This window comes from Anaerobacillus sp. 63XJN7_5_ISO-PGPR-S23-430, from assembly GCF_056173695.1.
Genome location: NZ_CM149686.1, coordinates 1,726,843 through 1,753,008 on the forward strand (window position 1 = coordinate 1,726,843; position 26,166 = coordinate 1,753,008).

25 protein-coding genes are annotated in these 26,166 nt (G+C 41.0%); 22 read left to right on the plus strand and 3 right to left on the minus strand.

From position 1 onward, the window contains the following. The first annotated feature begins 2 nt into the window (after positions 1–2). Positions 3–497, plus strand: coding sequence for a pantetheine-phosphate adenylyltransferase (coaD, locus tag AC0VYJ_RS09380; RefSeq protein ID WP_194221319.1), 495 nt, complete (start codon positions 3–5; stop codon positions 495–497). Positions 498–511: 14 nt separating this feature from the next. Here coaD and ylbJ read toward each other — a convergent pair whose 3' ends face one another. Further along, a complete protein-coding gene (gene ylbJ / locus AC0VYJ_RS09385) occupies positions 512–1,741 on the minus strand; it encodes a sporulation integral membrane protein YlbJ (protein WP_475367232.1) in 1,230 nt (409 codons plus the stop codon). 137 nt (positions 1,742–1,878) lie between these two features. Here ylbJ and AC0VYJ_RS09390 point away from each other — a divergent pair, with 137 nt between their 5' ends. Then, positions 1,879–2,667, plus strand: a complete 789-nt coding sequence (locus AC0VYJ_RS09390) for a patatin-like phospholipase family protein (protein WP_194221321.1) — start codon at positions 1,879–1,881, stop codon at positions 2,665–2,667. Then, positions 2,664–3,692, plus strand: coding sequence for a SepM family pheromone-processing serine protease (locus AC0VYJ_RS09395; protein WP_475367233.1), 1,029 nt, complete (start codon positions 2,664–2,666; stop codon positions 3,690–3,692). The genes AC0VYJ_RS09390 and AC0VYJ_RS09395 overlap by 4 nt, the downstream gene beginning before the upstream one ends. A gap of 56 nt (positions 3,693–3,748) precedes the next feature. Here the strand turns inward: AC0VYJ_RS09395 and AC0VYJ_RS09400 are convergent, their stop codons facing one another. Beyond that, positions 3,749–4,966 carry a nucleotidyltransferase gene (locus AC0VYJ_RS09400; protein ID WP_475367234.1) on the minus strand — a complete coding sequence of 406 codons (1,218 nt, stop codon included), beginning with the start codon at positions 4,964–4,966 and terminating at the stop codon, positions 3,749–3,751. A 186-nt stretch (positions 4,967–5,152) separates the two neighbouring features. Between AC0VYJ_RS09400 and AC0VYJ_RS09405 the strand changes: the two genes are divergently transcribed. The 4 genes from AC0VYJ_RS09405 (at position 5,153) to AC0VYJ_RS09420 (ending at position 7,569) form a co-directional block, all read left to right on the plus strand. After that, the gene (locus tag AC0VYJ_RS09405) at positions 5,153–5,689 is read left to right on the plus strand and encodes a YceD family protein (RefSeq protein WP_430247105.1); all 537 of its coding nucleotides are present in this window, start codon (positions 5,153–5,155) and stop codon (positions 5,687–5,689) included. A gap of 46 nt (positions 5,690–5,735) precedes the next feature. Further along, positions 5,736–5,909, plus strand: coding sequence for a 50S ribosomal protein L32 (gene rpmF / locus AC0VYJ_RS09410; protein WP_048309912.1), 174 nt, complete (start codon positions 5,736–5,738; stop codon positions 5,907–5,909). A gap of 134 nt (positions 5,910–6,043) precedes the next feature. Then, the gene (locus tag AC0VYJ_RS09415) at positions 6,044–6,814 is read left to right on the plus strand and encodes an enoyl-CoA hydratase/isomerase family protein (RefSeq protein ID WP_475367235.1); all 771 of its coding nucleotides are present in this window, start codon (positions 6,044–6,046) and stop codon (positions 6,812–6,814) included. Between the two features lie 191 nt (positions 6,815–7,005). Beyond that, the gene (locus AC0VYJ_RS09420) at positions 7,006–7,569 is read left to right on the plus strand and encodes an RsfA family transcriptional regulator (protein ID WP_475367236.1); all 564 of its coding nucleotides are present in this window, start codon (positions 7,006–7,008) and stop codon (positions 7,567–7,569) included. Between the two features lie 29 nt (positions 7,570–7,598). Here AC0VYJ_RS09420 and AC0VYJ_RS09425 read toward each other — a convergent pair whose 3' ends face one another. Next, on the minus strand, positions 7,599–8,072 hold the full coding sequence (locus tag AC0VYJ_RS09425; protein ID WP_475367237.1) for an N-acetyltransferase: 474 nt from the start codon (positions 8,070–8,072) through the stop codon (positions 7,599–7,601). 230 nt (positions 8,073–8,302) lie between these two features. Between AC0VYJ_RS09425 and AC0VYJ_RS09430 the strand changes: the two genes are divergently transcribed. The 15 genes from AC0VYJ_RS09430 (at position 8,303) to murD (ending at position 26,101) form a co-directional block, all read left to right on the plus strand. Beyond that, the gene (locus AC0VYJ_RS09430; RefSeq protein WP_475367238.1) at positions 8,303–9,640 is read left to right on the plus strand and encodes an acetyl-CoA carboxylase biotin carboxylase subunit; all 1,338 of its coding nucleotides are present in this window, start codon (positions 8,303–8,305) and stop codon (positions 9,638–9,640) included. 24 nt (positions 9,641–9,664) lie between these two features. Continuing rightward, entirely contained in the window at positions 9,665–9,877 is a 213-nt protein-coding gene (locus AC0VYJ_RS09435; RefSeq protein ID WP_475367239.1) for a biotin/lipoyl-binding carrier protein, read from the plus strand. 53 nt (positions 9,878–9,930) lie between these two features. Further along, on the plus strand, positions 9,931–11,463 hold the full coding sequence (locus AC0VYJ_RS09440; RefSeq protein ID WP_475367240.1) for an acyl-CoA carboxylase subunit beta: 1,533 nt from the start codon (positions 9,931–9,933) through the stop codon (positions 11,461–11,463). Between the two features lie 115 nt (positions 11,464–11,578). Continuing rightward, entirely contained in the window at positions 11,579–12,460 is an 882-nt protein-coding gene (locus tag AC0VYJ_RS09445) for a 2-dehydropantoate 2-reductase (protein WP_475367241.1), read from the plus strand. A gap of 18 nt (positions 12,461–12,478) precedes the next feature. After that, on the plus strand, positions 12,479–12,862 hold the full coding sequence (locus AC0VYJ_RS09450) for a DUF3397 domain-containing protein (protein WP_194221332.1): 384 nt from the start codon (positions 12,479–12,481) through the stop codon (positions 12,860–12,862). A 102-nt stretch (positions 12,863–12,964) separates the two neighbouring features. After that, on the plus strand, positions 12,965–14,587 hold the full coding sequence (bshC, locus tag AC0VYJ_RS09455) for a bacillithiol biosynthesis cysteine-adding enzyme BshC (protein ID WP_475367242.1): 1,623 nt from the start codon (positions 12,965–12,967) through the stop codon (positions 14,585–14,587). A 261-nt stretch (positions 14,588–14,848) separates the two neighbouring features. Further along, entirely contained in the window at positions 14,849–15,280 is a 432-nt protein-coding gene (mraZ, locus tag AC0VYJ_RS09460; RefSeq protein WP_194222283.1) for a division/cell wall cluster transcriptional repressor MraZ, read from the plus strand. 34 nt (positions 15,281–15,314) lie between these two features. Then, complete coding sequence (rsmH, locus tag AC0VYJ_RS09465; RefSeq protein ID WP_475367243.1) at positions 15,315–16,244, plus strand: 16S rRNA (cytosine(1402)-N(4))-methyltransferase RsmH; 930 nt, start codon at positions 15,315–15,317, stop codon at positions 16,242–16,244. 35 nt (positions 16,245–16,279) lie between these two features. Next, the gene (ftsL, locus tag AC0VYJ_RS09470; RefSeq protein WP_404682299.1) at positions 16,280–16,648 is read left to right on the plus strand and encodes a cell division protein FtsL; all 369 of its coding nucleotides are present in this window, start codon (positions 16,280–16,282) and stop codon (positions 16,646–16,648) included. Between the two features lie 20 nt (positions 16,649–16,668). Then, on the plus strand, positions 16,669–18,876 hold the full coding sequence (locus AC0VYJ_RS09475; RefSeq protein ID WP_475367244.1) for a penicillin-binding protein: 2,208 nt from the start codon (positions 16,669–16,671) through the stop codon (positions 18,874–18,876). Positions 18,877–18,938: 62 nt separating this feature from the next. Continuing rightward, complete coding sequence (locus AC0VYJ_RS09480) at positions 18,939–20,858, plus strand: stage V sporulation protein D (RefSeq protein WP_475367245.1); 1,920 nt, start codon at positions 18,939–18,941, stop codon at positions 20,856–20,858. A 97-nt stretch (positions 20,859–20,955) separates the two neighbouring features. Next, the gene (locus AC0VYJ_RS09485; RefSeq protein ID WP_475367246.1) at positions 20,956–22,419 is read left to right on the plus strand and encodes a UDP-N-acetylmuramoyl-L-alanyl-D-glutamate--2,6-diaminopimelate ligase; all 1,464 of its coding nucleotides are present in this window, start codon (positions 20,956–20,958) and stop codon (positions 22,417–22,419) included. Next, entirely contained in the window at positions 22,416–23,774 is a 1,359-nt protein-coding gene (locus tag AC0VYJ_RS09490; RefSeq protein ID WP_475367247.1) for a UDP-N-acetylmuramoyl-tripeptide--D-alanyl-D-alanine ligase, read from the plus strand. The genes AC0VYJ_RS09485 and AC0VYJ_RS09490 overlap by 4 nt, the downstream gene beginning before the upstream one ends. A gap of 12 nt (positions 23,775–23,786) precedes the next feature. After that, positions 23,787–24,761, plus strand: coding sequence for a phospho-N-acetylmuramoyl-pentapeptide-transferase (gene mraY / locus AC0VYJ_RS09495; protein WP_194221340.1), 975 nt, complete (start codon positions 23,787–23,789; stop codon positions 24,759–24,761). Further along, positions 24,761–26,101, plus strand: coding sequence for a UDP-N-acetylmuramoyl-L-alanine--D-glutamate ligase (gene murD / locus AC0VYJ_RS09500; RefSeq protein WP_475367248.1), 1,341 nt, complete (start codon positions 24,761–24,763; stop codon positions 26,099–26,101). Before mraY ends, murD begins: the two co-directional genes overlap by 1 nt. Positions 26,102–26,166: the final 65 nt, after the last annotated feature.

Genomic DNA, 26,166 nt, shown 5'->3' on the forward strand with positions numbered 1-26,166 from the left:
TCATGGGAAAAATTGCAGTGTGTCCAGGCAGTTTTGACCCGGTGACATTTGGTCATCTGGATATTATTAAACGAGGCGCAAGAGTTTTTGACAACATTAAGATTGTTGTTCTAAATAATCAAAGCAAATCAACGCTGTTCTCAGTCGAAGAACGGGTCGAGCTATTGAAAGAAGCGACGAAAGACATTCCAAATGTAACAGTAGATTCGCATAACGGGCTATTAATTGAATATGCGAAACGCGTAGGAGCATCAACGATTTTACGTGGGCTGCGTGCCGTTTCAGATTTTGAATATGAAATGAAAATTGCTTCAATCAATCGCAAGCTTGAAGATGAAATTGAAACTTTCTTTATGATGACAAACAATCAATATTCATTCTTAAGCTCAAGTATAGTGAAAGAGATAGCAAAATACCACGCCCCTGTATCAGACCTTGTTCCTGAGATTGTTGAAAATGCCCTGAGAGAAAAGTATGGAGAATCCCCGTTAGGCTAACGGGGGTCTTTTTTCTACTTAAACTCCTTTCGCTTCGTTTGGTTAAATTGCTGTGTGAATGACACGATGAACGTTAGTAGGAAGAATAGTGTAATCCAGGGACCTGTTTGCTCAAGAAATGAGTAAACTGATTCAATAATGGACGGTGTATCTTCTCGATTCAAAACAGGAAGCGATCCATTTCCTGAAGATAAGTAGTTTAAATAGAGTGGTTTCCAGATGACGAGCGTTAGGAAAGCCGCAAAGAAGCCATGAAGTAATCTGGCGAAAAAAAAGGGCTTAAATCGAATATCGGTATCTGCCAAAATACTTGCAACCTGTGCTTGTACGGAAAGACCGTTAAAAGCAAGAATGAAGCTCGTAATCATAGCCTGCGCAACTAAAGTAGCTGAACTTTCACTTGCGAGCTGGCTACCTAGTGTGATTTCAAACATTCCGGAAAGCAGAGGAACATCAAGCTCTGGTGGAAGCTGAAGGAGAATCAGGATAGACCTAAGTGCTCCAGCAAGTAATGGTGCAAGACCAATGACGGAAAGCAGTTCATTTAATACTGAGAATAGAATGATAAACCCACCAACCATTAATAATGTTTTGATAGAAGAATGAACAGCGTCACCCATCATTTTACCGAATGGACGCTTGTCATTCATTCGTGTGTCATGAAGTGCAGAGAAAGCTAAACTAAGTCTCGACTGATGTGATCGTATGGTAACAGTTGGATGGTGATCTTCCGGGTGATGAAAACGCATGACTAGTCCAACCATGATATTCCCGCCATAGTGAGCTGCAGCAAGAATAACGCCAAGTGCAGGATTATGGAAAAATCCAACCCCAACTGCAGCAAAGATAAAGAGCGGATTCGAACAGTTCGTAAATGAAACGAGCCGCTCGCCTTCGATGGCTGTAATGTCATTGTTTTGGCGAAGGTGTGCTGTGTATTTCGCTCCTGCAGGAAATCCTGAGGCAACTCCCATAGCAAAAACAAAGGCACCTGATCCTGGTACACGAAATAGTGGTCGCATCAAAGGTTCTAATAGAATCCCTATAAATCGCACAACCCCAATACCAATCAACAGTTCAGAAATAATAAAAAAGGGTAATAAAGAGGGGAATACAATATTCCACCACATTGATAATCCACTTTTGGAGGCTTCTAGAGTGTGTTCTGGAAATAAAATAACGGCGAGAGCAACGATCGTAACTGACGTTGCAAGCAATAATGTTTTCACTACTTGAACGTTCACAAGTACATTCCTCCCACTATTTGATCGTCTTAAGTTAATTCAAATATTCATCAAACCTGTCCGATAATTAAAATATACGTATGTGAGGCACAATTAGACCATATGATTAAGCAGGTATAGACAGGGAGGCGTTCTCAATGAACCGTCCTAAAATCGGATTAGCTCTCGGTTCCGGAGGAGCGAGGGGATTCGCTCATTTAGGGGTGCTAAAAGTACTTATTCAAGAAAAAATACCAATTGATTACATTGCAGGAAGCAGCATGGGCTCTTTAGTAGGGGCAATTTATGGATCGGGACACGATGTCAATACAATGGAGAAAATGGCATCGCTTTTTCGACGAAAATATTATTTGGATTTCACCGTACCAAAGATGGGGTTTATTGCCGGTAATAAAGTGAAGAGTTTAATTGAAACACTAACGCAGGGAAAGCAAATTGAGGATATGCATCCTCCACTTGCGATTGTGGCGACGGATATTATTAAAGGAGAGAAAGTAGTCTTTCGTTCTGGTCCTGTTGCACAAGCTGTTAGAGCCAGCATCGCTATTCCGGGAATTCTTGTCCCTGAAAAAATAGGTGATAGGCTTCTTGTTGATGGTGGTGTGATTGATCGTGTTCCCGTATCTGTAGCAAGAGAAATGGGGGCAGACCTTGTGATTGCTGTTGATGTTTCAAACGTAAAGAAAGAGCCTGATGTTACTTCAATTATTGACGTGATTATGCAAAGTATTGATATTATGCAAAATGAAATGGTAAGGCTTCATGAAATTAATGCAGATGTCATGATTAAACCTGGCCTAGAATCATTTCAATCAAGAGCATTTACGAATGTGATGGATATTATTAAAATCGGAGAGGAAGAAGCCTACCGCCACCTTGATCAAATTCATCAGGCGGTGGAGGTGTGGAAGGAGAAAAATAAATGAACCGAGGCACAAAGAAATTCACCTATGTGTGGGCGATTATCATTGTATTGGTTGCTGCCGTTACATTCATTGACCTCCCATATTATGTAACGACACCCGGAGAAGCAAGAGTGTTAGATGAAGTAATCAATGTTGAAGGTGGCTCACAAGATGGTGGAGAGTTTATGCTCACGACAGTCCGAGTCGGAGAAGCAAACTTAGTTCAGTATATATGGGCGCAATTTAATGAGTATCATGAATTGATCGCAGAAGATTTAATTAAACGTGAAGGTGAATCGGACGATGAGTATCACCAAAGACAGCTTGATGTGATGGCTAATTCACAAACGAGTGCCACAATCGTTGCTTATGAAGCCGCAAAGAAAGAGATAAAAATCACAAAAAATGGTGTCCTAGTAACCGGTATAATAGAAGGCATGCCGGCAGATGGGAAATTAGAACTTGGTGATTTGATTGTTGAGGTTGAAGGGAAAAGGATTGAGGAAACGGAACAGCTACTTGATGAACTAGGATCCTATGAGGAGTCAGATACGGTTAATATGACGATCAAAAGAGGCGATCAAGAAAAGCAGATAGAGCTAGGTTTCTCGAAATTCCCTGAATCATATGGAACAGAAGATGATAAAGTTGGCGTTGGTATCACTGGTCCAGTAACAGCAACGTCAATTGAAACAGATCCCTCTATTAATATCAATACAGATGAAATTGGCGGACCATCAGCCGGGCTAATGTTCACGTTAGAAATTTACAATCAGTTAACCAAAGAAGATTGGACAAAAGGGTACGACATTGCCGGAACAGGTACGATTAATGAAAGTGGAGAGGTTGGACCTATCGGCGGGATTAAACAAAAAATCGTTGCAGCTGATGGATCTGGAGCAGAAATATTCTTCGCCCCAGTGGCTCACTCCAACTACGATGATGCCATGGAAGCGGCAGAAGATATCGATACAGATATGAAAATTGTCCCAGTCGAAACATTCCAGGATGCTATTGACTACTTAAAGCAATTAGACGTGAAGTAAAACGTGATCGTTGGATACTTATTAAAATCACCCTGCCATAATAGCAGGGTGATTTTTTAATCGATCATAATTGGTACAGATTTATGCTCTTTTTGTAAAAAAGCTTCTTGATGGAAACCTGAATAGCCAAGCGCATAAACTTGACTAGCGCGCCTCTCCACTGTAAGAAAAGGATGATCAAACTGGTTGATGTTTGATACAAGAGGAACGGGAAGAGAGTTTTTCCTTTCATTAAGGAATGCTCTTCCTGCTTTCGTCATGCCAAGAATTCGAACGTAAGGAGCATCCTTGTTCTCCAAAGCAGGCAACATTTCATTTTTACTTGTGTGTGTTAGAATATGGAGCGCTAAGCGTTGGATTCTCGTCCATGTATACCGCTTCGTTTTCACGAGTTCCATGAAGGATTGAAACGTTTGGGCTTGCTTCGCCATTGTAGCTAGACGATTCTCAAGTCCTTCCTCCGCTTCATAAATGGAGGAAAGGTGAACGTTACTAGAAGTAAGCAGCTTATAGCGAAGCAGATGATAAAGGTTATGCCATCCCTGAAAAGAATCATATGTCCGTTGATAGTTTGTTAATTCAAAATAAGTTGGTTCTGGCACGTAAGCCTGAATTTGATCAAGAGAACTGCCTTTAAATAATTCTCGTCGAATGCCAGTCGCACTTGCTATTCTTTTATCAACGAAGTCTTGATCATGGTAGCCTGCTTTTGTACGAAGAATCGTTAATGGTTCGATGAGGGCATTCTGTGCCTGTATGGCTTTCACATAATGGTAGCCTAATATATTGTTGGGCTGTGATAGGTCAAGAACGTGAGCGTGTCCTTCAAGGCTTTCAAAAGCTAGTGAAGAAGCTTTCGGATAGCTATTACCTTGTCCCATATAATATTTAATGCGTTCGTTGTAGTCTTTCTCGTGCATTTCGATAAACGATGCAGTCTCTTGAAACTCTTCGATGTCTCCAGATTCACTTCCGAAACAAACGTAATCGACTCCGAGTGAATTTAAGATTGAGATAGCACCTTTCGCAAAAATTTCCGCTTTTTGGGTAGCATATACGTAAGGTAATTCTACTACAAGATCAATTCCGTTTTTTAAGGCCATTTGTGTTCGTGTCCATTTATCAACGAGTGCTGGTTCTCCTCGCTGAAGAAAAGATCCGCTCATGACTGCAACGATTACATCAGCGTTGGCCGCTTTTTTTGTTTCATTTAAATGATGCAAATGTCCATTGTGAAAAGGGTTATATTCCACAATAACTCCAGCAGATGTCATTCGGCTGCTCCTCTCTGTCCGTTGTATAAGGGACGTACATTTTTATTAGTTGAATTCAAGGTTTTTCCTCTGGTATGATAAACATTATACCAAGATTAACGATGAAACAACTGGTGTAAAGAAAAAATATTGACATTTACGTATTTTGTAGCTATAATACTTTTGTTGCCTTGAGGTGATATACAGATGAAATGGTCAATTGAACAATTGAAGTCCTTTAAACTAAAAGGCCTTACAATTGACGAAGAAGTAAATGTAGAGGAACTGAAGGAACGTAATCCAGATATTCGTGAGATTACACCAGTTCATGTTACCGGAGAAACATCGTTTCATGGTAATAAGGTTACCTTTCATCTAACAGTGAAAGGCAAAATGGTTCTTCCATGTGCCAATACACTAGAGGATGTTGATTTTCCGTTCGTAATTCGCCCAATGGAGACATTTGTGCTTGAAGCAAACACAAATGGCGTTGATTTTGAGGTGGAAGATGAAGAAATTCATCAAGTTTCGGGAAATACGGTTGACTTAGTTCCGTATATTAAGGAAAATATACTTTTGGAGATTCCGATTCGAGTTGTGAAATACAGCTCTGAATCTGATGAAATGCCAAAAAAATCCGGAAATGGATGGGAAGTCATTACGAAAGAACAACCGAAAGAAAAGGTTGATCCTCGTATGGCCGGTTTAGCTGATTTTTTCAACAAGGAAAATGAAGATAACTAAGCCTGACTTCCGTAAGATCAGTTAACTTTTTAAGGAGGTGGAAACAATGGCAGTACCAGCTAGAAGAACTTCTAAAACGCGTAAAAATAAGCGTCGTACTCATTATAAATTAGAAGTACCAGGAATGGTAAAATGCCCTAATTGCGGCGAATTCAAACTTTCTCACCGTGTTTGTAAAGAGTGTGGAAATTACAAAGGTGAAAACGTAGTAAGCAAGTAATCTTGCGAAGCAGAGAGAGAAATCTCTCTGCTTTTTTTTACGCTTTAATTATTCGATTATTTAAAAATATTTAACTACGAATAGTAAAAAGAATGAGCGCTCAATAATTTGAACTATATAAGGTGGGATGATGGATGACGAGTGTGAGAGTGGAGAGTCGTAACGAAGCAGCAATTCTTACGATTAATCGCCCCGAGCAAAGAAATGCGATTAATTACGAGGTGATGGATCAATTAATGGGGGCAATTGATAAGGCGGAATCAGATCCAAATGTAAAATACCTCGTTGTAACCGGAAGCGGAGATAAGGTATTTTGTAGCGGTGGCGATGTAAAGGCTTTCAAGGGACTTTACACAGAAGAGCAGGCGTATACGATGCTTCGGAAAATGGGTGATGTGCTAGACCGCTTGTTTTTCTGCAAGAAACCAACGTTGGCACTACTGAATGGCCATGCTGTTGGAGGTGGGCTTGAACTTGCTATTGCGTGTGACTTTCGGATAGCGAAAAAGAATATTCAAGTAGGTTTCATCCAGGGATCGATCGGGCTAACGACAGGCTGGGGCGGATCCACGTATGCTCTAACAAGAATGAATCATGGGGAAGCGATGAAAATGCTCATGAGTGCTGATCGCTATTCTGATCAAGAAGCCCTTGCAAATGGATGTCTTACATATGTAACCCCACACGCTTCTTTTCAAGACGATGCTTATCAATACATAGAAAATCTGTTAAAGCGTTCTCCTTTGATCCTCTCTACTTATAAGTCTTATTGGTTAACTAGTCTAGATCAAAATCTGATTCGAGATAGAGTTGAGAAAGAAATAAGAAGCTGTGCGATTCTATGGGCGACCGAAGAGCACCATCAAGCTGTGGCAACATTCTTGAATAAAAGTGGTAGTCGTTAACTCCGTAGTATCCTATGCCTTAAAGTTAACACAATTAGCTATCATAGCTCTTTTTATAGACGTTTTAGCGATTAAATTAATCTGAAATTGACCAAATAGATAAGAAAATAGATTCTTTCATGAATAGAAGAGTCTACTACCTCTAGTAAATGCATAAGATGACTGTAAAACGGTTATTGGGGGGATTGCGCTTGGTACCAATTCGCCAGGATGCATGGTCAAAAGACGAAGATGTGTTGTTAGCCGAAGTCGTTTTACGTCATATAAGAGAATTCAGCACACAACTAGCTGCATTTGAGGAAGTAGGGAGAACACTTTCTCGAACGCCGGCTGCGTGCGGTTTCCGATGGAATTCCTTGATTCGAAAACAGTACGAAGCAGCGATAACTTTAGCGAAGAAACAGCGTAAGGAACAGAAAAAGAACCAATCACAGTCGAAACGTGAATCGGTAGAAGAGGATCGAAGCATTGATTTAATTGACGAAGCGATCAGTTTATTAATCACATCCAAAACGCACCTTGCCGAATCAAATCAACATGAAGCTTCGTTACAAGAAGCTATGGCCGAAAACCTGCAACTCAAACAGCATCTTCATCAACTAGAGAAAGAATATATGTCAGTACAGGAAGATTACCAATCTTTATTAGAGATCATGGAAAAAGCGAGAAAAATGGTTATTTTCCAAGAAGAAGATCAAGGGAATTTACGATTTCAGATGGATGCAAATGGGAATTTAGAGAAAATAAAGAAATAGGAGCAGCCAGGGCTGCTCCTATTTCTTTATTATTCTTGTTCGGAAACGCCATCTGGGTACCAAACATACGGATTTTCGCCTCGATCACGATCAGGTTGATACGTAACGGCTTCAAACCCCATTTTCTCCCAAAATTCACCTGAACCTTGTCTCGCATTTGTTTTCACTGGAACATTAAATGTTTTTGCGAAATTAACAAGAGTCGAACCATAATCTCGATTATGATACTGCGGAAGCACTTCAAGCTTCCAAAGTTCCAGGTAATCCTGTGGTGGATCGAAGTAACGATCATACTTTCCATCGATTCGATAAAGGCTCATTCTAGCTACTAGTTTGTCAGCGTAGTAGATACCATAGAATGGCGATTCACTATCGTTTTCGATGATATTATCCTGAAGATCCTCCATCATGGAAAGTTCCTGAATGCCGAACTCTTTAAATTTCTTAAACTCCTCAAGAGTTTTGTAATTGATTACAAGTGGACGAACTGTTAAGTCTACCATAGCGGCCCCCTCCGTCAAATGTGCTTATTTAATCTCTAGGATGAATAGAAGTATAAACTCCTTCTCATTTATATTATAACCGAAAACACGAAACTTTTCCTCATTTCAAAAAACAAAGTATAAAAGGAATAATTTGAATATTTATTGAAACGTGAAGCGGAATTAATGATATGATAAATGTAAGGGTTTTCAAAAACCTGGTTCATGATTGTAATGAGAGGGGCGATAGTTTGAAAAAAATCCTAATTGCAAACCGTGGCGAAATTGCTGAACGAATCATTCGAACATGCAGCAGACTAGGAATAGAGACGGTTGCTGTTTATTCTAGCGCTGACAAAGATCTTCCATACGTAAACCAAGCAACAACGGCTCATCACATTGGAGATCCACCAGCAGCTAAATCCTACTTAAATCAGGATGAAATTCTTCGAATCGCGCAAGAAGAGAAGGTGGATGCTGTCCATCCCGGATATGGCTTCTTGTCTGAGAACGCCTCTTTTGTAAGAAAGATTGAAGAGAGAGGGATAACCTTTATCGGACCATCTGCTGATGTGGTTGAGGCAATGGGTGATAAAATCACCGCGAGAAAAACAATGCAAGAAGCAGGGGTACCGGTCGTTCCGGGCAGTGGTGAAATTGAGGATGTGACAGAAGCGATCGCATTTGCAAATGAAATCAACTATCCGATCATGTTAAAAGCAGCTGCAGGCGGAGGCGGGATTGGCATGCAGCGCTGTGAAAATGATCAAGAGTTAGAAAAAGCATTCGTATCAAGTCAGAACCGTGCTAAAGCCTATTTTGGCAATGGAGCGATGTTCGTCGAAAAATTCATTGACGATGCGCGCCATATCGAAGTGCAAATTGTAGGAGATGATCATGGCAATATCGTCCATCTGTTCGAACGAGATTGCTCGATACAGAGGCGTAATCAGAAGGTGCTTGAAGAAACGCCATCACCTTTTTTGTCTGAAAAGACTCGTGTTCAAATAGGAGAAGCTGCTTTATTAGCTGCTAAGCATGTTCATTATACAAATGCTGGGACAGTAGAATTTGTGATGGATCAGAATGAAAACTTTTATTTTCTAGAAATGAACACCAGGTTACAAGTAGAGCATCCGATCACGGAAGAAACTGTTGGAGTAGATTTAGTTGAATGGCAGCTCCTTGTTGCACAAGGTAAAGACTTACCTTTGAAGCAAGAAGATATTGTGCCAACTGGTCATAGTATTGAATTTAGGCTATATGCAGAAGACCCAACATCGTTTATGCCATCACCTGGCAAAATTGAAACGCTAATGTTTCCTGAAATAGAAGGGGTTCGGATTGATGCAGGCTACGAAAGTGGTTCAAGCGTTTCCCCGTTCTATGATCCGATGATTGCCAAAATTATTGTGTCAGGCGCTACTCGTAAAGAAGCGATCGACAAAGGAGAGGCTTTCTTTAAGGAATTCTCATTAACTGGGATCAAGCATAATGGTCCGTTGTTTACCCAATTACTAGGTGAGCGTCATTTTCAAGAGGGGAATTATTCGACGTCTTATTTAGCTCGTCATCTTATTAAAAAATAATCAATTAGAAAAGGAATGATGAAAATGCAAGAAATAAAAGCATCAATGGCTGGAACGGTATTAAACGTAATGGTAGGAGAAGGAGATTCAATTACAGCAGGACAGGAGCTTGTGATGCTTGAATCGATGAAGATGGAAATTCCAATTGAAGGTGTAGAGGAAGGAACGGTCACAGAGGTGAAAGTAAGCGTTGGTGATTTTGTTAACGAAGGTGATGTTCTCGTTATCGTTAAGTAAGGAAGCTAGCTGAACGAGCGCTCGATCTAATCAAAAACAAAGGAGGATTCAAAATGAATCATCTTGAAGAACTTTTAGCCACTAAAGCTACAGAAGTAGAAGGTGGTGGATCTGACAAATACCATCAAAAGCTAAAGCAATCGAATAAGCTTTTTGTGCGTGACAGACTTAAGCTTCTATTTGATAGCGGTGAATACACAGAAGATGGTAAATTCGCGAACAATTATGCAAAAGATCTTCCTGCAGATGGGGTTGTCACCGCGATTGGCAAAGTGAACGGAAAAAAGGTTTGTGTGATGGCCAATGATTCTACGGTTAAGGCAGGATCTTGGGGTGCGAGAACGGTTGAGAAGATTATTCGCATTCAAGAAACAGCAATGAGCTTGAAGGTACCTCTTTTGTATTTGGTCGATTCAGCCGGAGCTAGAATTACAGATCAGCTTGAAATGTTTCCAAATCGACGTGGGGCTGGAAGGATTTTTCATAATCAAGTGAAAATGTCTGGAATGGTACCACAAGTTTGCTTGCTGTTTGGACCTTCAGCCGCCGGTGGCGCATACATACCAGCTTTCTGTGATATTGTCATTATGGTCGATAAAAACGCGTCGATGTATCTTGGTTCACCTAGGATGGCTGAAAAAGTAATAGGTGAAAAAGTAACGTTAGAACAAATGGGTGGTGCACGAATGCACTGCAGTACAAGCGGGTGCGGTGACGTTCTTGCTGCAAACGAGGAGGAAGCGATTGAACTTGGAAGGAACTACCTTAGTTATTTTCCGGGGAATTTCCATAAGCGCACACCTCATCTAGAAGGTAAGCTACCTTCGCTTGAAAAGTCGATCAGTGATATCGTACCTGAAAATCAAAATGCGCCGTTTAACATGTATGACTTAATTGAGGCACTCGTGGATAGTGAAAGCTTTTTTGAAATGAAGAAGCTCTTTGCGCCAGAGTTGATTACTGGTTTTGCTCGAATAGATGGACGAGTAGTTGGATTGATTGCCAATCAACCAAAGGTTAAAGGCGGCGTTCTTTTCGTTGATTCTGCAGATAAGGGTGCGAAATTTATTCAGCTCTGCGATGCCTATCATATTCCTCTCGTGTTTCTTGCGGACGTTCCTGGATTTATGATTGGAACGAAAGTTGAAAGTGCTGGGATTATTCGCCACGGCGCTAAATTGATTGCGGCAATGAGCTCGGCTACGGTACCAAAGATCTCGGTAGTCGTGAGGAAAGCTTATGGAGCGGGGTTGTATGCGATGGCAGGCCCTGCATTTGAACCTGATTGCTGCATAGCTCTTCCGACTGCACAAATTGCCGTAATGGGACCTGAAGCTGCAGTCAATGCTGTTTATGCTAATAAGATAAATGCGATTGAGGATCCTAAGGAACGTATGGAATACGTCAAAGAGAAGCATCAGGAGTATAAAGAACACATTGATATTTACAAACTTGCTTCTGAATTGATTGTGGATGACATAGTTCCCGGAAGTGAGCTGCGTGAAGTTTTAGTGGATCGATTAAGCTACTATGAATCAAAAGAAGTGGCAGCGCCAGATAAGAAACACCCTGTTTATCCTGTATAAAAGTCGTAAAATCCCTTAACTTAACTGTTAAGGGATTTTTTACTCATCATTGACGAGAACCTGTGCTAAACTTTAAGAAGAATATCATGTGTTAGACAAGAGGGTGACGTGAAAGTTGAATATTACGGTTATCGGAGCTGGATCAATCGGTTTACTGTTAGCATCAAAGTTTGCGATGGAAGAGCACGTCGTTACAGTCGTATGTCATCGAAATGAACAAGCTGATCTGCTCAATCGAGGGATTACATACAAACAAGGAGAAAATATACGCGTAGCGCATGTTCGATCCACGCATTTTCTGGCGGGGGGCGAAACGGATTTACTCGTTGTTGCAGTTAAATCTAATCAAGTTCCCTCTGTTATAAAGATGATTCAAAAGGTATACCGGGATAACCATTTACCAGATATCCTTTTTGTACAAAACGGCATGGGGCACCTTTCTCATTTATCATTGCTACAGCATAATATTCTAGTTGGAGTTATTGAGCATGGCGCAAAGAAGGTAGATGAGAGAACGGTCGAACACACAGGAAGCGGCGTTATAAGAGTGAGTGCATTTAGTGGCCTGCCTAATCCGCTTGCAAACCTCTCAACCAGGGATTTTCCGATTTATTATGAAAGTGACTGGTACCAGATGCTTGCAAAAAAACTTATTGTGAACTGTGCGATTAATCCTCTCAGCGGAATTTATCACGTAACAAATGGAGAGTTGCTCCAAAATCCAAGGTTTTATAGTGTGATGCGAGAATTAGTTAAGGAGACCTGTCGCGTACTTCAATTAGAGTATGAAGATGCTTGGAATGATACACAGCTTATATGCAGGCGAACGAGCTCGAATACGTCATCTATGCTTGCAGACTTAAAGGCGGGAAGAGTGACAGAGATCGATGCGATCACAGGCTTTATTCTTAAAGAAGCTGAATTAAATGGCCAATACGTTCCTTATTCTAGGTTTGTCTACGACAGTGTGAAGGGTCTTGAGATGTTAAATAGATAGAGAAAGGAGTCTCATGAAATGGAAAACCTCTTATCATGGATTGTAGCAACGGCCGTAACCATTCCGCTGCTTGCCTGGTACCTGGTCTATATTATTACGGTAAAAACGACGCGGAAGAAAAAGTTCTCCTTTCGTCTTGCGGTAGATGTTTCAACGATTTTTTTTATCTTAAGCGTTCACTTTATTCTCGTTGAATTACTTGGTCAATCATTTCTTTGGGTCATTTTACTAATGATTATTGGGGCGGCTGGTGCATTTACCGTGCTTCATTGGAAAATGAAAGATGATGTCGAGATTCACAAAGTGATAAAAGGTGCGTGGCGTTTTAATTTTCTATTGTTTTCTACAGGGTATATTGTTTTAGTGCTTATTGGGTTAGTTCACCGAATTCTATCGGTCTAACTTATAAGCTTTTTTTTTGGTAGCAATGAGGAAGTTTGATATACTAACAAAGGATTAAATAGGCGGAGTTCCGCATTTGTGTCAAGAAAGGAAGAAATATAAATGAAACTCAAAGAAACATTCCTTCCAGGATCAAATGTCATTGCGACAGATTACATTGCTGAGAAAAAAGGAATCTCAGCTTTTTTTGACTATACATATCAGCATGATTCCTCATATGAAAAGCGATACGAAGAGTTAATGGAACGTCATCAAGATCGTGCGAATTTAACGGAACACTTGATGGAGTTTAATGAGCAATTTGAAGCAGAAGGACCGGCGCTTGCAAATATCGAGCGTTTACAACAGCCAGAAGCGGTAACTGTTGTTGCAGGGCAACAGGCTGGGGTGTTAACTGGTCCCCTTTATACGATCAATAAAGCGATATCGGTCATTAAATTAGCAGCAGAGAAAGAACGAAAGCTAGGTGTACCTGTTATACCTATCTTTTGGGTAGCTGGAGAAGATCATGATTATCATGAAGTCAATCATATTTATTCGTATGATGAAGGGCGAGAGCGCAAAGAGGCAGTGCCTCAAAAGCAAATGACAAAGCAGGCATTGTCTGATATATCGCTTGATCATGATGCGATTAACTCTTGGACGCGTGACATGCTCAAACGATTTGGCGAAACCTCTTATACGAAAGAGATTCAAGGGTTTCTAGAACGTGTAACTGAGAAATCTAATACGTACGTTGATCATTTTTGTTACATCATGACAAAGCTTTTTTCAAAGCATGGACTTGTGCTCGTAGATTCAGGTAACCGAGATTTTCGCCGTCTACAGACTGACGCGTTTAAACAAATGATTCATCAAAATGAAACAATCAATGAAGGTGTTTTAACCCAGGCGGCTCATCTTCGTGAAGAGAATTATCCAATTGGTGTCGATCTTGATGACCTACAAGCAAATTTATTCGTAAAGGTAAACGGCGAACGGATATTACTAGAACGAATAAACGGAAGATTTGAGGGGAAAACCGCTTCCGTTTCCTACTCAAAAGAAGAGCTGCTTGAATTAGCGGAACATCAGCCGGAAGATTTAAGTAACAATGTTGTGACGCGACCGATCATGCAAGATTTAATGTTTCCTGTGCTAGGTTTTGTGGCTGGACCAGGTGAACTTGCTTACTGGGCTTTACTGAAGCCAGCCTTTCATACTTTCGGAATAAAAATGCCTGTCATCGTGCCGCGATTGACATTTACGTTTGTAGAGCGACATATTCAAAAGTATGTCGATGATCTCTCTTTATCAGATGATGAAATCCTAAAGTCAGGGATTGATCACTCGAAAGAATCCTACGTGCGTCATTTAGATGATGTAGGGATCGGGGCTGCATTTAAGGATGCTAAGTTGAAAGTGGACGACATTCATCAAAACCTTCGCGAATTAACAGAATCCGTTGATCATGGACTTAATCGCTTTGCTGAAAAAAATGGCCTATTTCTTCAAAGACAGCTTGATCTTCTTCAGCAAAAACTTTATCAATCACTCGAGTATCAGCATGAAAATACGCTGGATAAATTCGATGAAGTAGGCTTTGCGTTAAAACCTAACGGGGCGCCTCAAGAGCGGAAGTGGAACGCAGTCTATTATTTAAATTGGCATGGTTTGGATTTTGTGGATCAAGTGATGGAACTTGAGCTTCCGTTTAATGATAAGCATAAGGTGATTTATCTTTAAGGGATAGAAGGAAAGCTGCCGGAGGATTCTGGCAGCTTTTTTGATTTGGCCAATATAACCTCTGTATGGCATGATTTCAAGCGGGTGACAGGCACCCGCGGAATGGCGAGTACCCTATTTGTTTGAAAACCAAATATTTTTAAATAAAAATCCTGCTGAACAGCAGGATTTTTGTTTTGTGGTACGAATTATTTTTTTAGTGGTGAAAAGTGGGGAGTTGTGGTAACTTAGAGGTAGAAAGTGGGAGAGGTGGAGGAAGCCATGTTTATGGGGGAATATCAGCATACTGTTGATGAAAAAGGCAGAATGATCATTCCCGCTAAGTTTCGTGAAGAACTTGGTGAAACCTTCGTCCTCACTCGCGGGTTAGATAAATGCATCTTCGGCTACCCAATGACAGAATGGGAAGTTCTTGAAGAGAAGATGAAGACACTCCCTTTTACAAAGAAAGATGCTCGTGCTTTTACCCGATTCTTTTTCTCAGGTGCAACTGAATGCCAACTGGATAAACAGGGCAGGGTAAATATTGCCGGAACATTACGCCAGTATGCAGGGCTTGAGAAAGAATGCGTTGTGATTGGTGTTTCAAATCGATTAGAAATTTGGGACAAAGCCGTTTGGGAAGAGTATTTCAATGCATCAGAAGAGTCTTTCTCTGAAATCGCGGAAAGTATGATGGATTTCGATTTGTAGAAGGTCAATATGGAATGAAGGTTAAGGTGTAGCTATGTTTGAACACATTACAGTATTAAAAGAAGAAGCAGTGAACGCACTAAATATTAAAGAAGATGGCATTTATGTTGACTGTACGCTTGGCGGTGGCGGTCATTCAAAAGCAATCCTGGATAAGCTTACCACAGGACACCTCTATGCTTTTGATCAGGATCAATGGGCAATAGATAACGCCAAAACAACACTTTCAGGCTATGAGGACAAGCTGACAGTTATTGAACGAAACTTTAGCTTCATCAAAGAAGCTCTCTCTGAACTTGGTGTTGATGGCGTTGATGGCATTTTATTCGACCTTGGTGTTTCCTCTCCGCAGCTTGATAAAGGTGAGCGGGGGTTTAGTTATCAGCATGATGCTCAGCTCGATATGAGAATGGACCAATCTTCCAGTTTATCGGCGTATGAAGTGGTGAATGAATGGCAGTATGAGCGCCTCGTCTCGATTTTTTTCAAATTTGGTGAAGAAAAGTTTTCAAAACAAATCGCTCGCAAAATTGAAAAAGCAAGAGACTTAAAACCGATTGAAACCACATTTGAACTCGTTGATATTATTAAGGACGCTATTCCAGCACCTGCGAGAAGGAAGGGAGGGCATCCCGCTAAAAGGATTTTTCAGGCTATTCGAATAGCAGTGAATGATGAGCTTAAAGTATTTGAAGAGGCTCTTAAAGATGGGATGTCTATTTTGAACTCTGGTGGCAGAATGAGTGTGATCACGTTCCATTCTCTTGAAGATCGTATTTGCAAAACGACTATGAAGGAAGCGGCTTCTGGTCCAGAACTTCCGCCTGGAATGCCGATTATTCCAGATGCCTACCAGCCTGATATTAAACTTGTAACAAGAAAGCCGATTCTTCCGTCAGAAGAAGAACAAGAAGCAAACAGACGCGCACGATCCGCAAAGCTTCGTGTAGCAGAGAAAGTGTAAAGATAAAAATATAAAAAGGTGCAAGGGGGAAAATGATGAGTAACCTGGCGTATAAGTATCAGCAGCAGCAAACGCAAAAAAAACAAGTTGAAACAAAACAGCAAGCTGTCCATGTGGAACGTGGACGAATCACTAAAGGAGAGAAGTTGCTCTGGATGATGCTTGTACTAACGTTCGTGGCGGCGTCGATCTTTATGGTTTCTAACTACGCTAAGATTTATAATTTGAATACTGGACTGCAGCAAGCGGAAGCAGACCAACGTGCTCAAGTGAAACAGAATGAAGAGCTTCAGGTTAAAGTGACAGAATTAAGTGCGCCTGGTCGAATTGTGAACATTGCCGAAGAAAAATTAGGCATGGAACTGAATGATCAAAATGTAGAAGTGATCAACAAAGGATCATAATTTCGGAGGTTTGCACTGTCATGAAAGAAACAAACAAGAACTCACATATTAATGTTGGAGCAGCGATTTTAATGTCACTATTTGTCCTGCTCTTTTTTGCTTTTATTGGACGGTTTTTCTACATCGAGTGGACACAGGCGGTATCAGGTTCAGACGGTGAAAAAGTGGACTTAATGGAGCTTGGAAAAGATAAGTGGACTAGAAGCAAAATCCTCGAAGCGGATCGCGGTACGATCTTTGACCGAACAGGTGAGAATGCTCTAGCTACCGATATTCCTTCCTTTACGCTAAGAGCGATTTTGGATAAAGAATATGAGGACCATGTAGAAGACATCGATAAAACAGCTGCTGCGCTTGCACCTATTATCGAGATGGAAGAATCTGATGTAAAAGAAATTTTATCAAGAGACGATCCTTTTCAAGTAGAATTTGGTGCATCGGGTAAAGATTTAAGCTTAACTCAAAAAGAAAAAATAGAAGAAATGGATTTACCAGGAGTTGGATTCATCCCAACGAAAACAAGACTCTATCCGAACGAAGAGTTTGCTTCACATCTTCTTGGTTTTACAAATGAAAACGAAGATGGCGTGCAGGAAGGTCTACTAGGATTAGAAAAGGAATTGAATAAATATCTCGTGCCGCAGGAAGGGAAAGAAACGTATCAAAGTGATCGTGAAGGATTCAGACTTCCTTATGGTAACGAGAATATCACCCCTTCCAAAAGTGGAAACGATGTTTATTTAACAATTGATCAAAAAATCCAAGTGTTAATGGAAAATGCTTTGAACGAGGCACAGGAGAAATTCAACCCTGAACGAATGACGGCGATTGTTGCAGATCCAGATACAGGTAAAATCCTAGCGATGGGCAATCGTCCAACGTTTGATCCAAACTTAAGAAACGTTTCTAACTACACGAATATGGCTCTTACGGCATTTGAGCCAGGTTCGACTATGAAAATTTTCACTGTGGCATCAGCCATTGAAGAAGGTGTATACAATGGAGACGAGCTCTTCCAGTCAGGTCAATATTCAGTGCCTGGTGGTCGAGTGAGTGATCATAATGGTGGTGAAGGATGGGGGGCAATTAGTTTTGATGAAGGTATTCGACAATCCTCTAACGTTGCAGCTTCTATCCTTGTTAAAGAAAAGCTAGGCTATGAGAAGTATAAGGGTTACTTAACTAAATTCGGATTGGATTCGAAAACAGGTATTGATCTCCCAGGGGAGTCTTCTTCAAGAATTACTTATGGCGGAGAGCTTGAACGAATTACGACTGGATTTGGACAAGGATCTACGATAACGCCAATCCAGCAAGTACAAGCTATAACTGCAATAGCTAACGGCGGTAAGATGATGAAGCCATATGTCATAGAAAAAATAGTTGATCCTGAATCAAACGAAGTGAAGCTGAATCACGAACCTGAAGTAGCTGGAGAACCTATTTCTAAAGACACTGCTAAACAAACGCGAGATCTTTTACGTACGGTAGTGACGGATGGCACAGGTACCCCATATAACATTGAAGGTTACGAGATTGCTGGTAAAACCGGTACAGCTCAAATTTCACAAGGTTCAAAGGGCTATATGAGTGGATATGGAAATAACATCTTTTCGTTTATAGGTATGGCACCTGCAGATGATCCGGAATTAGTAGTCTATGTTGCTGTTGACCGCCCACAGCTTGAATATCCTGAACTTGGAAGTGACCCTGTTTCTCTTATCTTTAACACGGTTATGAAAAATAGTCTTCAATATTTAAATATTGATCCGATGGAAAAGAAAGAAGAAACGTCCGAAGAAAGCTCAAAGAAAGAGAGCGGTCAGGTATTAACAGAAGTGACGGGCATGAATGCAGACGAAGCGAAGAAAGAACTTGAAGCGAAAGGCTTATCGGTTACAGTACTTGGTGATGGAGAGGTCACAGGTCAATCTCCTCATGCAGGTACGAAAATACTCGATAATGAACGAATTATTTTGCGGGCAGAAGGTAGTGCGAAAATGCCTGATATTACTGGGTGGTCTCTAGCTGACGTTATGAAGTTAGTCGAGCTAATGGACCTTAAACCGAACGTCATGGGAGCTGGATATGTTACGAAGCAAGGGATTAACAAAGGAAGTAATATCAAAAAAGACGATTATCTAGTCGTTGAGCTGAAGTCTCCTTCTTCTGAAGAAGAACCAGAACAAACGGAAGCTGAGGAAGATGCGGAGCCAATTACAGACTAGCAGGTCTATCTAAACCGTGTTGAACATATAGTGGAACGAGCATAATCAGGGAGGATGAGTTTATGCGCGTTTCCACTGTTACTGTTCGAAGGAGACTTGTGATGGCGCTTGTCATCGGTTTATTTGTATTTGCGGTTGTCGTCGTGAGGCTTGGTTATGTGCAGCTTGTGATGGGAAATTGGCTAAGCGAGAAAGCGAAAGATTCTTGGAGTCGAAATATTCCGTTTGAACCGAGTCGAGGCGAAATCTTGGATCGTAACGGAGTGCCTCTTGCAACGAATATTAGTGCCCCTTCTGTACTAATCGTTCCAAGACAGCTTCAAAATCCTGCGGCTACTGCTGAAGCTCTTGCTGCTTCCCTTAATACGAGTAAAGAAAAGGTTTATGAAACGATCACCCAGAATCAATCAATGGTTTGGATTCGTCCTGAAGGTAAGAAAATGTCGAATGAAAAGGCAAATGAAATTCGGAAATTGAATCTTTCAGGTGTTTACATTGCTGAAGATAACAAACGTCACTATCCAAACGGCGACTTTCTAGCTCACGTGCTAGGGTTCAGTGGTATTGATAATCAAGGTTTGACAGGTATTGAGCTCTATTATGATGAAGAGTTAAGCGGTGAAAAAGGACAGGTTGAGTATTATGCAGATGCGAAAGGTAAGCGGATGCCTTCTCTTGCAGATGATTATACAGAACCTGTAGATGGGCTCGATCTACGCTTAACAATTGATTCAAAAATCCAGACAATTATGGAACGCGAGTTGGATATTGCGGAAGCTACCTACCATCCGGATGGAGCGGCAGCCATTGCAATGGATCCCAATACAGGTGAGATTCTCGGGATGACTTCAAGGCCGGATTTTAATCCAGAAGAATTTCAGCAAGTCTCTCCTGACGTCTGGAATCAAAATAAGCCTGTATGGAGTACGTATGAACCAGGATCAACATTTAAGATTATTACGCTAGCTGCTGCTCTTGAGGAAGGGGAAGTTGATCTTGAGAAAGATCATTTTCACGACCCTGGAAGCATTGAAGTGGCTGGAACAAAATTAAGATGTTGGAAAGCTGGAGGTCATGGAAGCCAAACGTTTTTAGAAGGTGTGCAAAATTCCTGTAACCCTGGTTTCGTTCTTCTCGGGGAACGTCTGGGCAAAGAAAAGCTCTTTTCATATATTGATAAATTCGGCTTCGGTGACAAAACCGGCATTGACCTACAAGGTGAAGCAAGTGGAATATTATTTGATGTTGATAATGTCGGTCCACTAGAGCTTGCAACAACCGCCTTTGGTCAGGGTGTATCCGTTACGCCTATTCAGCAGGTGACAGCTGTTTCAGCTGCTGTGAACGGAGGGACCCTCTATGAACCATACATTGCAAAAGAATGGCTAGATCCTGAGACGGGAGCAGTTGTAAGTAAAAACTCGCCAACTGCGAAAAGTCAAGTGATTTCAAAAGAAACATCAGAAGAAGTAAGGCATGCGCTTGAGACGGTCGTTGCGCTTGGAACTGGAAAAAATGCTTATGTAGATGGCTATAGGGTAGGTGGAAAGACAGGAACGGCTCAAAAAGCGAAAGACGGCGCTTATTTAAAAAATAATCATATCGTCTCTTTTATTGGTTTTGCTCCGGCGGATGATCCTCAAATTGTTGTCTATGTGGCGATTGATAATCCGAAAGATACGCTCCAATTTGGTGGAATCGTAGCCGCTCCAATTGTAGGTAATATTATCCAGGATAGTTTGACGGTTATGGGTGTGGAAAAAAGGGAAGACCAAATTGAGAAAGAAAAGACATGGCAGGATGAAGAGATGATTGAAATGCCGGATTTAGTAGGTTTATCTACTGAAGATATTCATAAAGCAATGTATAATTTGAAAATTGATTCAAGTGGTGAAGGGGATACCGTTGTTGCTCAGGCGCCTGAACCTGGAGTGAAATTACCGGCTGGGTCAGAAATTCGACTTTATATGGGTGACAAATAAGCGACCGGTGAGTACAATAAGTAGTGAACAAGCCAAGGCGTATGCTCTTGGCTTGTTTTCTGAAAATATGTCAGCGAACTAGAAAGGTTTGAAAGAGATGAAATTACAAGAACTTCTCCATGCATTACTTACATATAAGCAAGTTGGAAAAGGGAACCCGGAAATAGCAACGATTGAAAGTGATAGTCGAGCAGTTGAAGCTAATAGTTTATTCGTTTGTATCCCTGGTTACACAGTGGATGGACATGATTTTGCTGAGCAGGCTGTACAACAGGGAGCAGTTGCACTTATATCTGAAAAGGAGCTAGACGTTTCTGTTCCAGTTATTATTGTTAGAGATGCTCATCGTGCGCTTGCAGAGCTAGCTAATTATTTCTATCATAATCCAACGAAATCATTTTCTTTAATTGGTGTAACTGGAACGAATGGCAAAACGACCGTCTCTCATTTAATTGAGCAGATTCATCGTAATGAACAGCAAACGACAGGATTAATCGGCACTATTAATATGAAAATAGCAGATGAAGAATTCGAGACGAAAAACACCACACCTGAACCATTGCTACTTCAAAAGCAATTTGCCAAAATGCAGGAAAGCAATGTTCAAACGGCTGTTATGGAAGTTTCTTCTCACGCGTTAACATTAGGTCGCGTTAGAGGCTGTGATTATGATGTAGCGGTCTTTACAAATTTAACTCAAGATCATCTTGATTATCATGGAACAATGGAGGAATATCGTCAGGCAAAAGGTCTTCTTTTTTCACAGTTAGGTAATACATATGATACAGGGAGAAAAAAGGTAGCCGTTTTAAATGCGGATGATCAAGCGAGTGAGCAATATGAACAAATGACTTCAGCGCACATTTTAAAATATGGGATTGATAATAACGCTGATATTATGGCTAATAACATCTCGTTTTCCGCTAACGGGACAAGTTTCCACCTCGTTACTCCTGAAGAAGAACGAGATGTGAAACTAATGTTAACAGGCAAGTTCAGCGTCTACAATGCGCTTGCAGCTATTGCAGCTTGTCTTTCAAATGGATTATCACTTGATCGTATTTTAGAGAGTCTTGAACAAATTGCAGGTGTTCCAGGACGGTTCGAACTTGTTGATGAAGGACAAGAATTTCCCGTTATCGTTGACTATGCGCATACACCGGATAGCCTTGAGAATGTGCTGTTAACGGTTAAAGAGATGTCAAAAGGGAATGTATTTGCTGTTGTTGGCTGCGGGGGAGATCGAGATCGTACGAAACGACCGCTCATGGCAAAGATTGCGACAGAATTAGCAGATACAGCGGTTCTTACTTCAGATAACCCGAGGAGTGAAGATCCTGAACAGATATTAGATGATATGGTGGAAGGTCTAAGTGGACATTATATCCGCATTACAGATAGAGCAGAAGCTATTCATCATGCTGTTACTCACGCTGTGGAAGGCGATGTTGTCCTTATTGCAGGTAAAGGACATGAAACTTATCAAATCATCGGGGATCAAGTGCTCGATTTTGATGATCGACAAATAGCACGTCAGGCAATAAAGGAGCGGAAGAGATGAACTTTTCATCTAAATTACTAAACAATATTAGTCAGGGACCAGTTGAACATGAACTGGTCTTTGAAGGTGTGGCGACGGATACGAGGAAAGACTGTACAAACAAATTATTTATTCCGATCGTTGGCGAAGTATTCGATGGTCATCGTTTCATTGATGCAGCCATTGCTAATGGGGCAACAGGAACGCTTTGGGATAAAAATAAGCCATTTCCTCAAGATCTTGTTGGGAAGATAAATGTTTACGAAGTTGACGACACAACCGTTGGATTTCAGGAGCTTGCGAAGCAAGTTCTTAGAGAACAAAATCCATATGTTATCGGTGTAACCGGCAGTAATGGGAAAACAACAGTGAAAGATATGCTTGAAGCGGTGCTCAGCCCTAAATATAAAACGTATAAAACACAGGGCAACTTGAATAATCATTGGGGACTCCCGATGACAGTTCTTGCTATGCCTGAAGAAACAGACGTATTGATTCTTGAAATGGGGATGAGCGGAGCAGGTGAGATTTCCCTTCTTACCCAGATCGCTACACCGGATGTGGCGATCATTACGAACATTGGAGAGTCTCATTTACTTCAACTTGGCAGTCGAGAAAATATCGCCAAAGCGAAAATGGAAATAGCAGAGGGACTTAAGTCAAATGGTCATCTCGTGATTGATGGAGATGAGCCTCTTCTTGCTCCACTTCAGAAGAACGCGATTTCTTGCGGATACGATGAAACAAATGATCTTCAAGTTGATCAAGTAGTAAAGCTGGATAATGGGTATTCGTTTACGTTACTAAATGAAAAAGAGCCGTTCGAAATTGCATTATTAGGTAAACATAATATTAAGAACGCGCTCTACAGCATTGCTGCAGGAAGAAAACTTGGAATGACAGATGACCAAATTCGAAAAGCACTATCTTCCTTAACCCTTACTGGGATGAGACTTGAGAAGTTTAGGAGTTCAACCGGTGCATTAATTATTAATGATGCCTATAATGCCAGCCCAACATCCATGAAAGCTGCGGTTGAAACCCTTGCAGAATTGGAAGGATTTCATAAGAAAATCGCCATTCTTGGTGATATGTATGAGTTAGGTGATCGAGAAGAATCTCTCCACCGTAACATAGCAACGGCGATTCAACCGTCTATTACGGAAGTGATTACAGTTGGAGAAAAAGCAAAGTGGATTTATGATGGGATCGTGGAAGATGAAGCACAGCAAGTGCCTGCTGTTTCCTTTGACAATAAAGAAGATGCCGCATCATATCTATCGGGCCAACTTGATGATAAAACAGCCGTTTTGTTAAAAGCTTCAAGAGGGCTAGGGCTCGAAACCATCGTAAAGGCATTAGAGAATGAATCTTAAGGAGGCAGTACAGTGATTGAAAGATTATTAATTTTTAGCTTATTAACATCATTTATTATTGCGGTGCTAGTATCGCCCGTATTTATTCCATATTTAAGAAGGCTTAAATTTGGACAGAGCATCAGAGAAGAAGGACCTAAGTCACACCAAAAGAAATCTGGGACTCCGACAATGGGCGGACTGATCATTATTCTGTCTATTATTCTCGGTACTATTATTATCGCTCTTAAATATGATGAAATTTCAACCCAAATTTGGCTGCTTTTATTTGTAACAGTTGGATATGGACTGATTGGCTTTTTAGATGATTTTATTAAAGTTGTGAAAAAGCGTAACCTAGGATTAACGTCAAAACAAAAACTATTAGGTCAGCTCCTAATTGCGATCCTTGTTTATTTTGGATTAAGAACCGTTGGATTTGATACAGCGATTCATGTTCCAGGGACAGAGTGGAGCTTTGACATTGGCATTGGATATGTCATCTTACTTTTTGTCATGCTAGTTGGCGCGTCAAACGCTGTCAATCTGACAGATGGACTGGACGGGCTTGTAGCAGGAACGTCGGCTATTGCCTTCGGTGCATTTGCCATTCTTGCGGCGTCAGTATACATGTATGATGTGGCTATTTTCTCCGTCAGTGTCGTTGGCGCAGTACTAGGATTTCTTGTTTTTAATGCTCACCCTGCGAAAGTATTTATGGGTGATACTGGATCACTTGCGCTTGGGGGAGCTCTTGCAGCTGTTGCCATTATGACGAAGCTTGAGCTTCTTCTCGTCATTATTGGTGGGGTGTTTGTCATTGAAACCCTATCCGTTATTATTCAGGTAACTTCATTTAAAACGACAGGTAAACGTGTGTTTAAGATGAGTCCTCTTCATCACCACTATGAGCTTTCTGGTTGGACGGAATGGCGTGTTGTCGCTACATTTTGGACAGTTGGTTTACTATGTGCAACGTTTGGAATCTATCTTGAGGTGTGGATGTAATGAAAAAAGTAAATTATGAAAATAAGTCTGTTCTTGTTTTAGGAATAGCGAAAAGTGGATTTGCGGCAGCGAAGCTCCTACGATCTCTTGGCGCTAACGTAAAGGTGAATGATCGCGAAGAAGTGAAAAACAATCCTAAAGCAATGGAACTTCAAGAATTAGGGTTCACCGTTGTAGGCGGTGGGCATCCTCTTGAACTTCTAGATGGCGTCGATTTAATTGTGAAGAATCCCGGGATTCCTTATGAAAATCCACTTTTAGCAGAAGCTCAAAAGAGAGAGATTCCAATTGTGACAGAAGTTGAAATCGCAGGTGAAATATCAGAAGCTCCGTTTGTTGCCATAACAGGTTCGAACGGGAAAACAACCACAACAACTCTTATTGGACAATTATTAAGACATACAGAGTCTAATCCGATTGTGGCAGGCAATATTGGAACAGTTGTATGTGAGGTAGCTGCGGAAGCTACACCTAATCAAACGCTTGTGACAGAACTCTCTAGTTTTCAGCTTCAAGGAACAATGAACTTCCATCCTCATATTTCAGTACTTCTAAATATTTATGAGGCACACCTTGATTATCATGGAACTAAAGAGGCTTATGCCGCAGCTAAGGCTCGTTTGTTCCAAAATCAAACCGAGGAAGATTTTGCTGTTTATAATGCTGACGATGAACTTGTCACTGGTTTTGCTGAGGATTCTAATGCTTCACTCGTTCCTTTTTCAGCCACAAAAAAACTAGATTCAGGCGTATGTATTGATGAAGAGTGGATCGTGTTTAAAGAGGAAAAAGTGATTAAGATTGAAGATCTATCAATGAAGCAGAACGTGGAAAATACGCTTGCTGCTATAGCTGTAGCGAAGTTGTCAGGTGTTTCAAATGAAAAGATCCATCAAGAACTAACAAACTTTCACGGTGTGAAACATCGTCTACAGTTCGTAGGAGAAGTTAACGAACGAAAATTTTACAATGATTCTAAAGCAACGAATTCAATTGCTACTAAAAAAGCGCTTGATTCCTTCAAAAAGCCCGTGATTCTTCTCGCTGGAGGTCTTGATCGTGGGAACGGGTTTGACGATTTAATTCCGTATTTCCAAACAAAAGTGAAGCACTTAATTACGTTTGGTCAGACTGCCTCTAAATTAGAAAAAACAGCTTCATCAGCAGGACTGGATTCTGTGACAGTTGTCGATAATGTAGAGGAAGCTGTTACAACAGCTTATAATCTTTCCGAAGCGGAGGATGTCGTTCTTCTATCACCAGCTTGTGCAAGCTGGGATCAATTCAAAACGTTTGAAGAACGTGGAGACATCTTTATTGAGGCAATGCATAGACTCTAATGAGAGGTTGTCTTGCTTATCCGGTGAGTTCGGTTAGGTAAAATCGACAAAACGGAGTGTGGGTC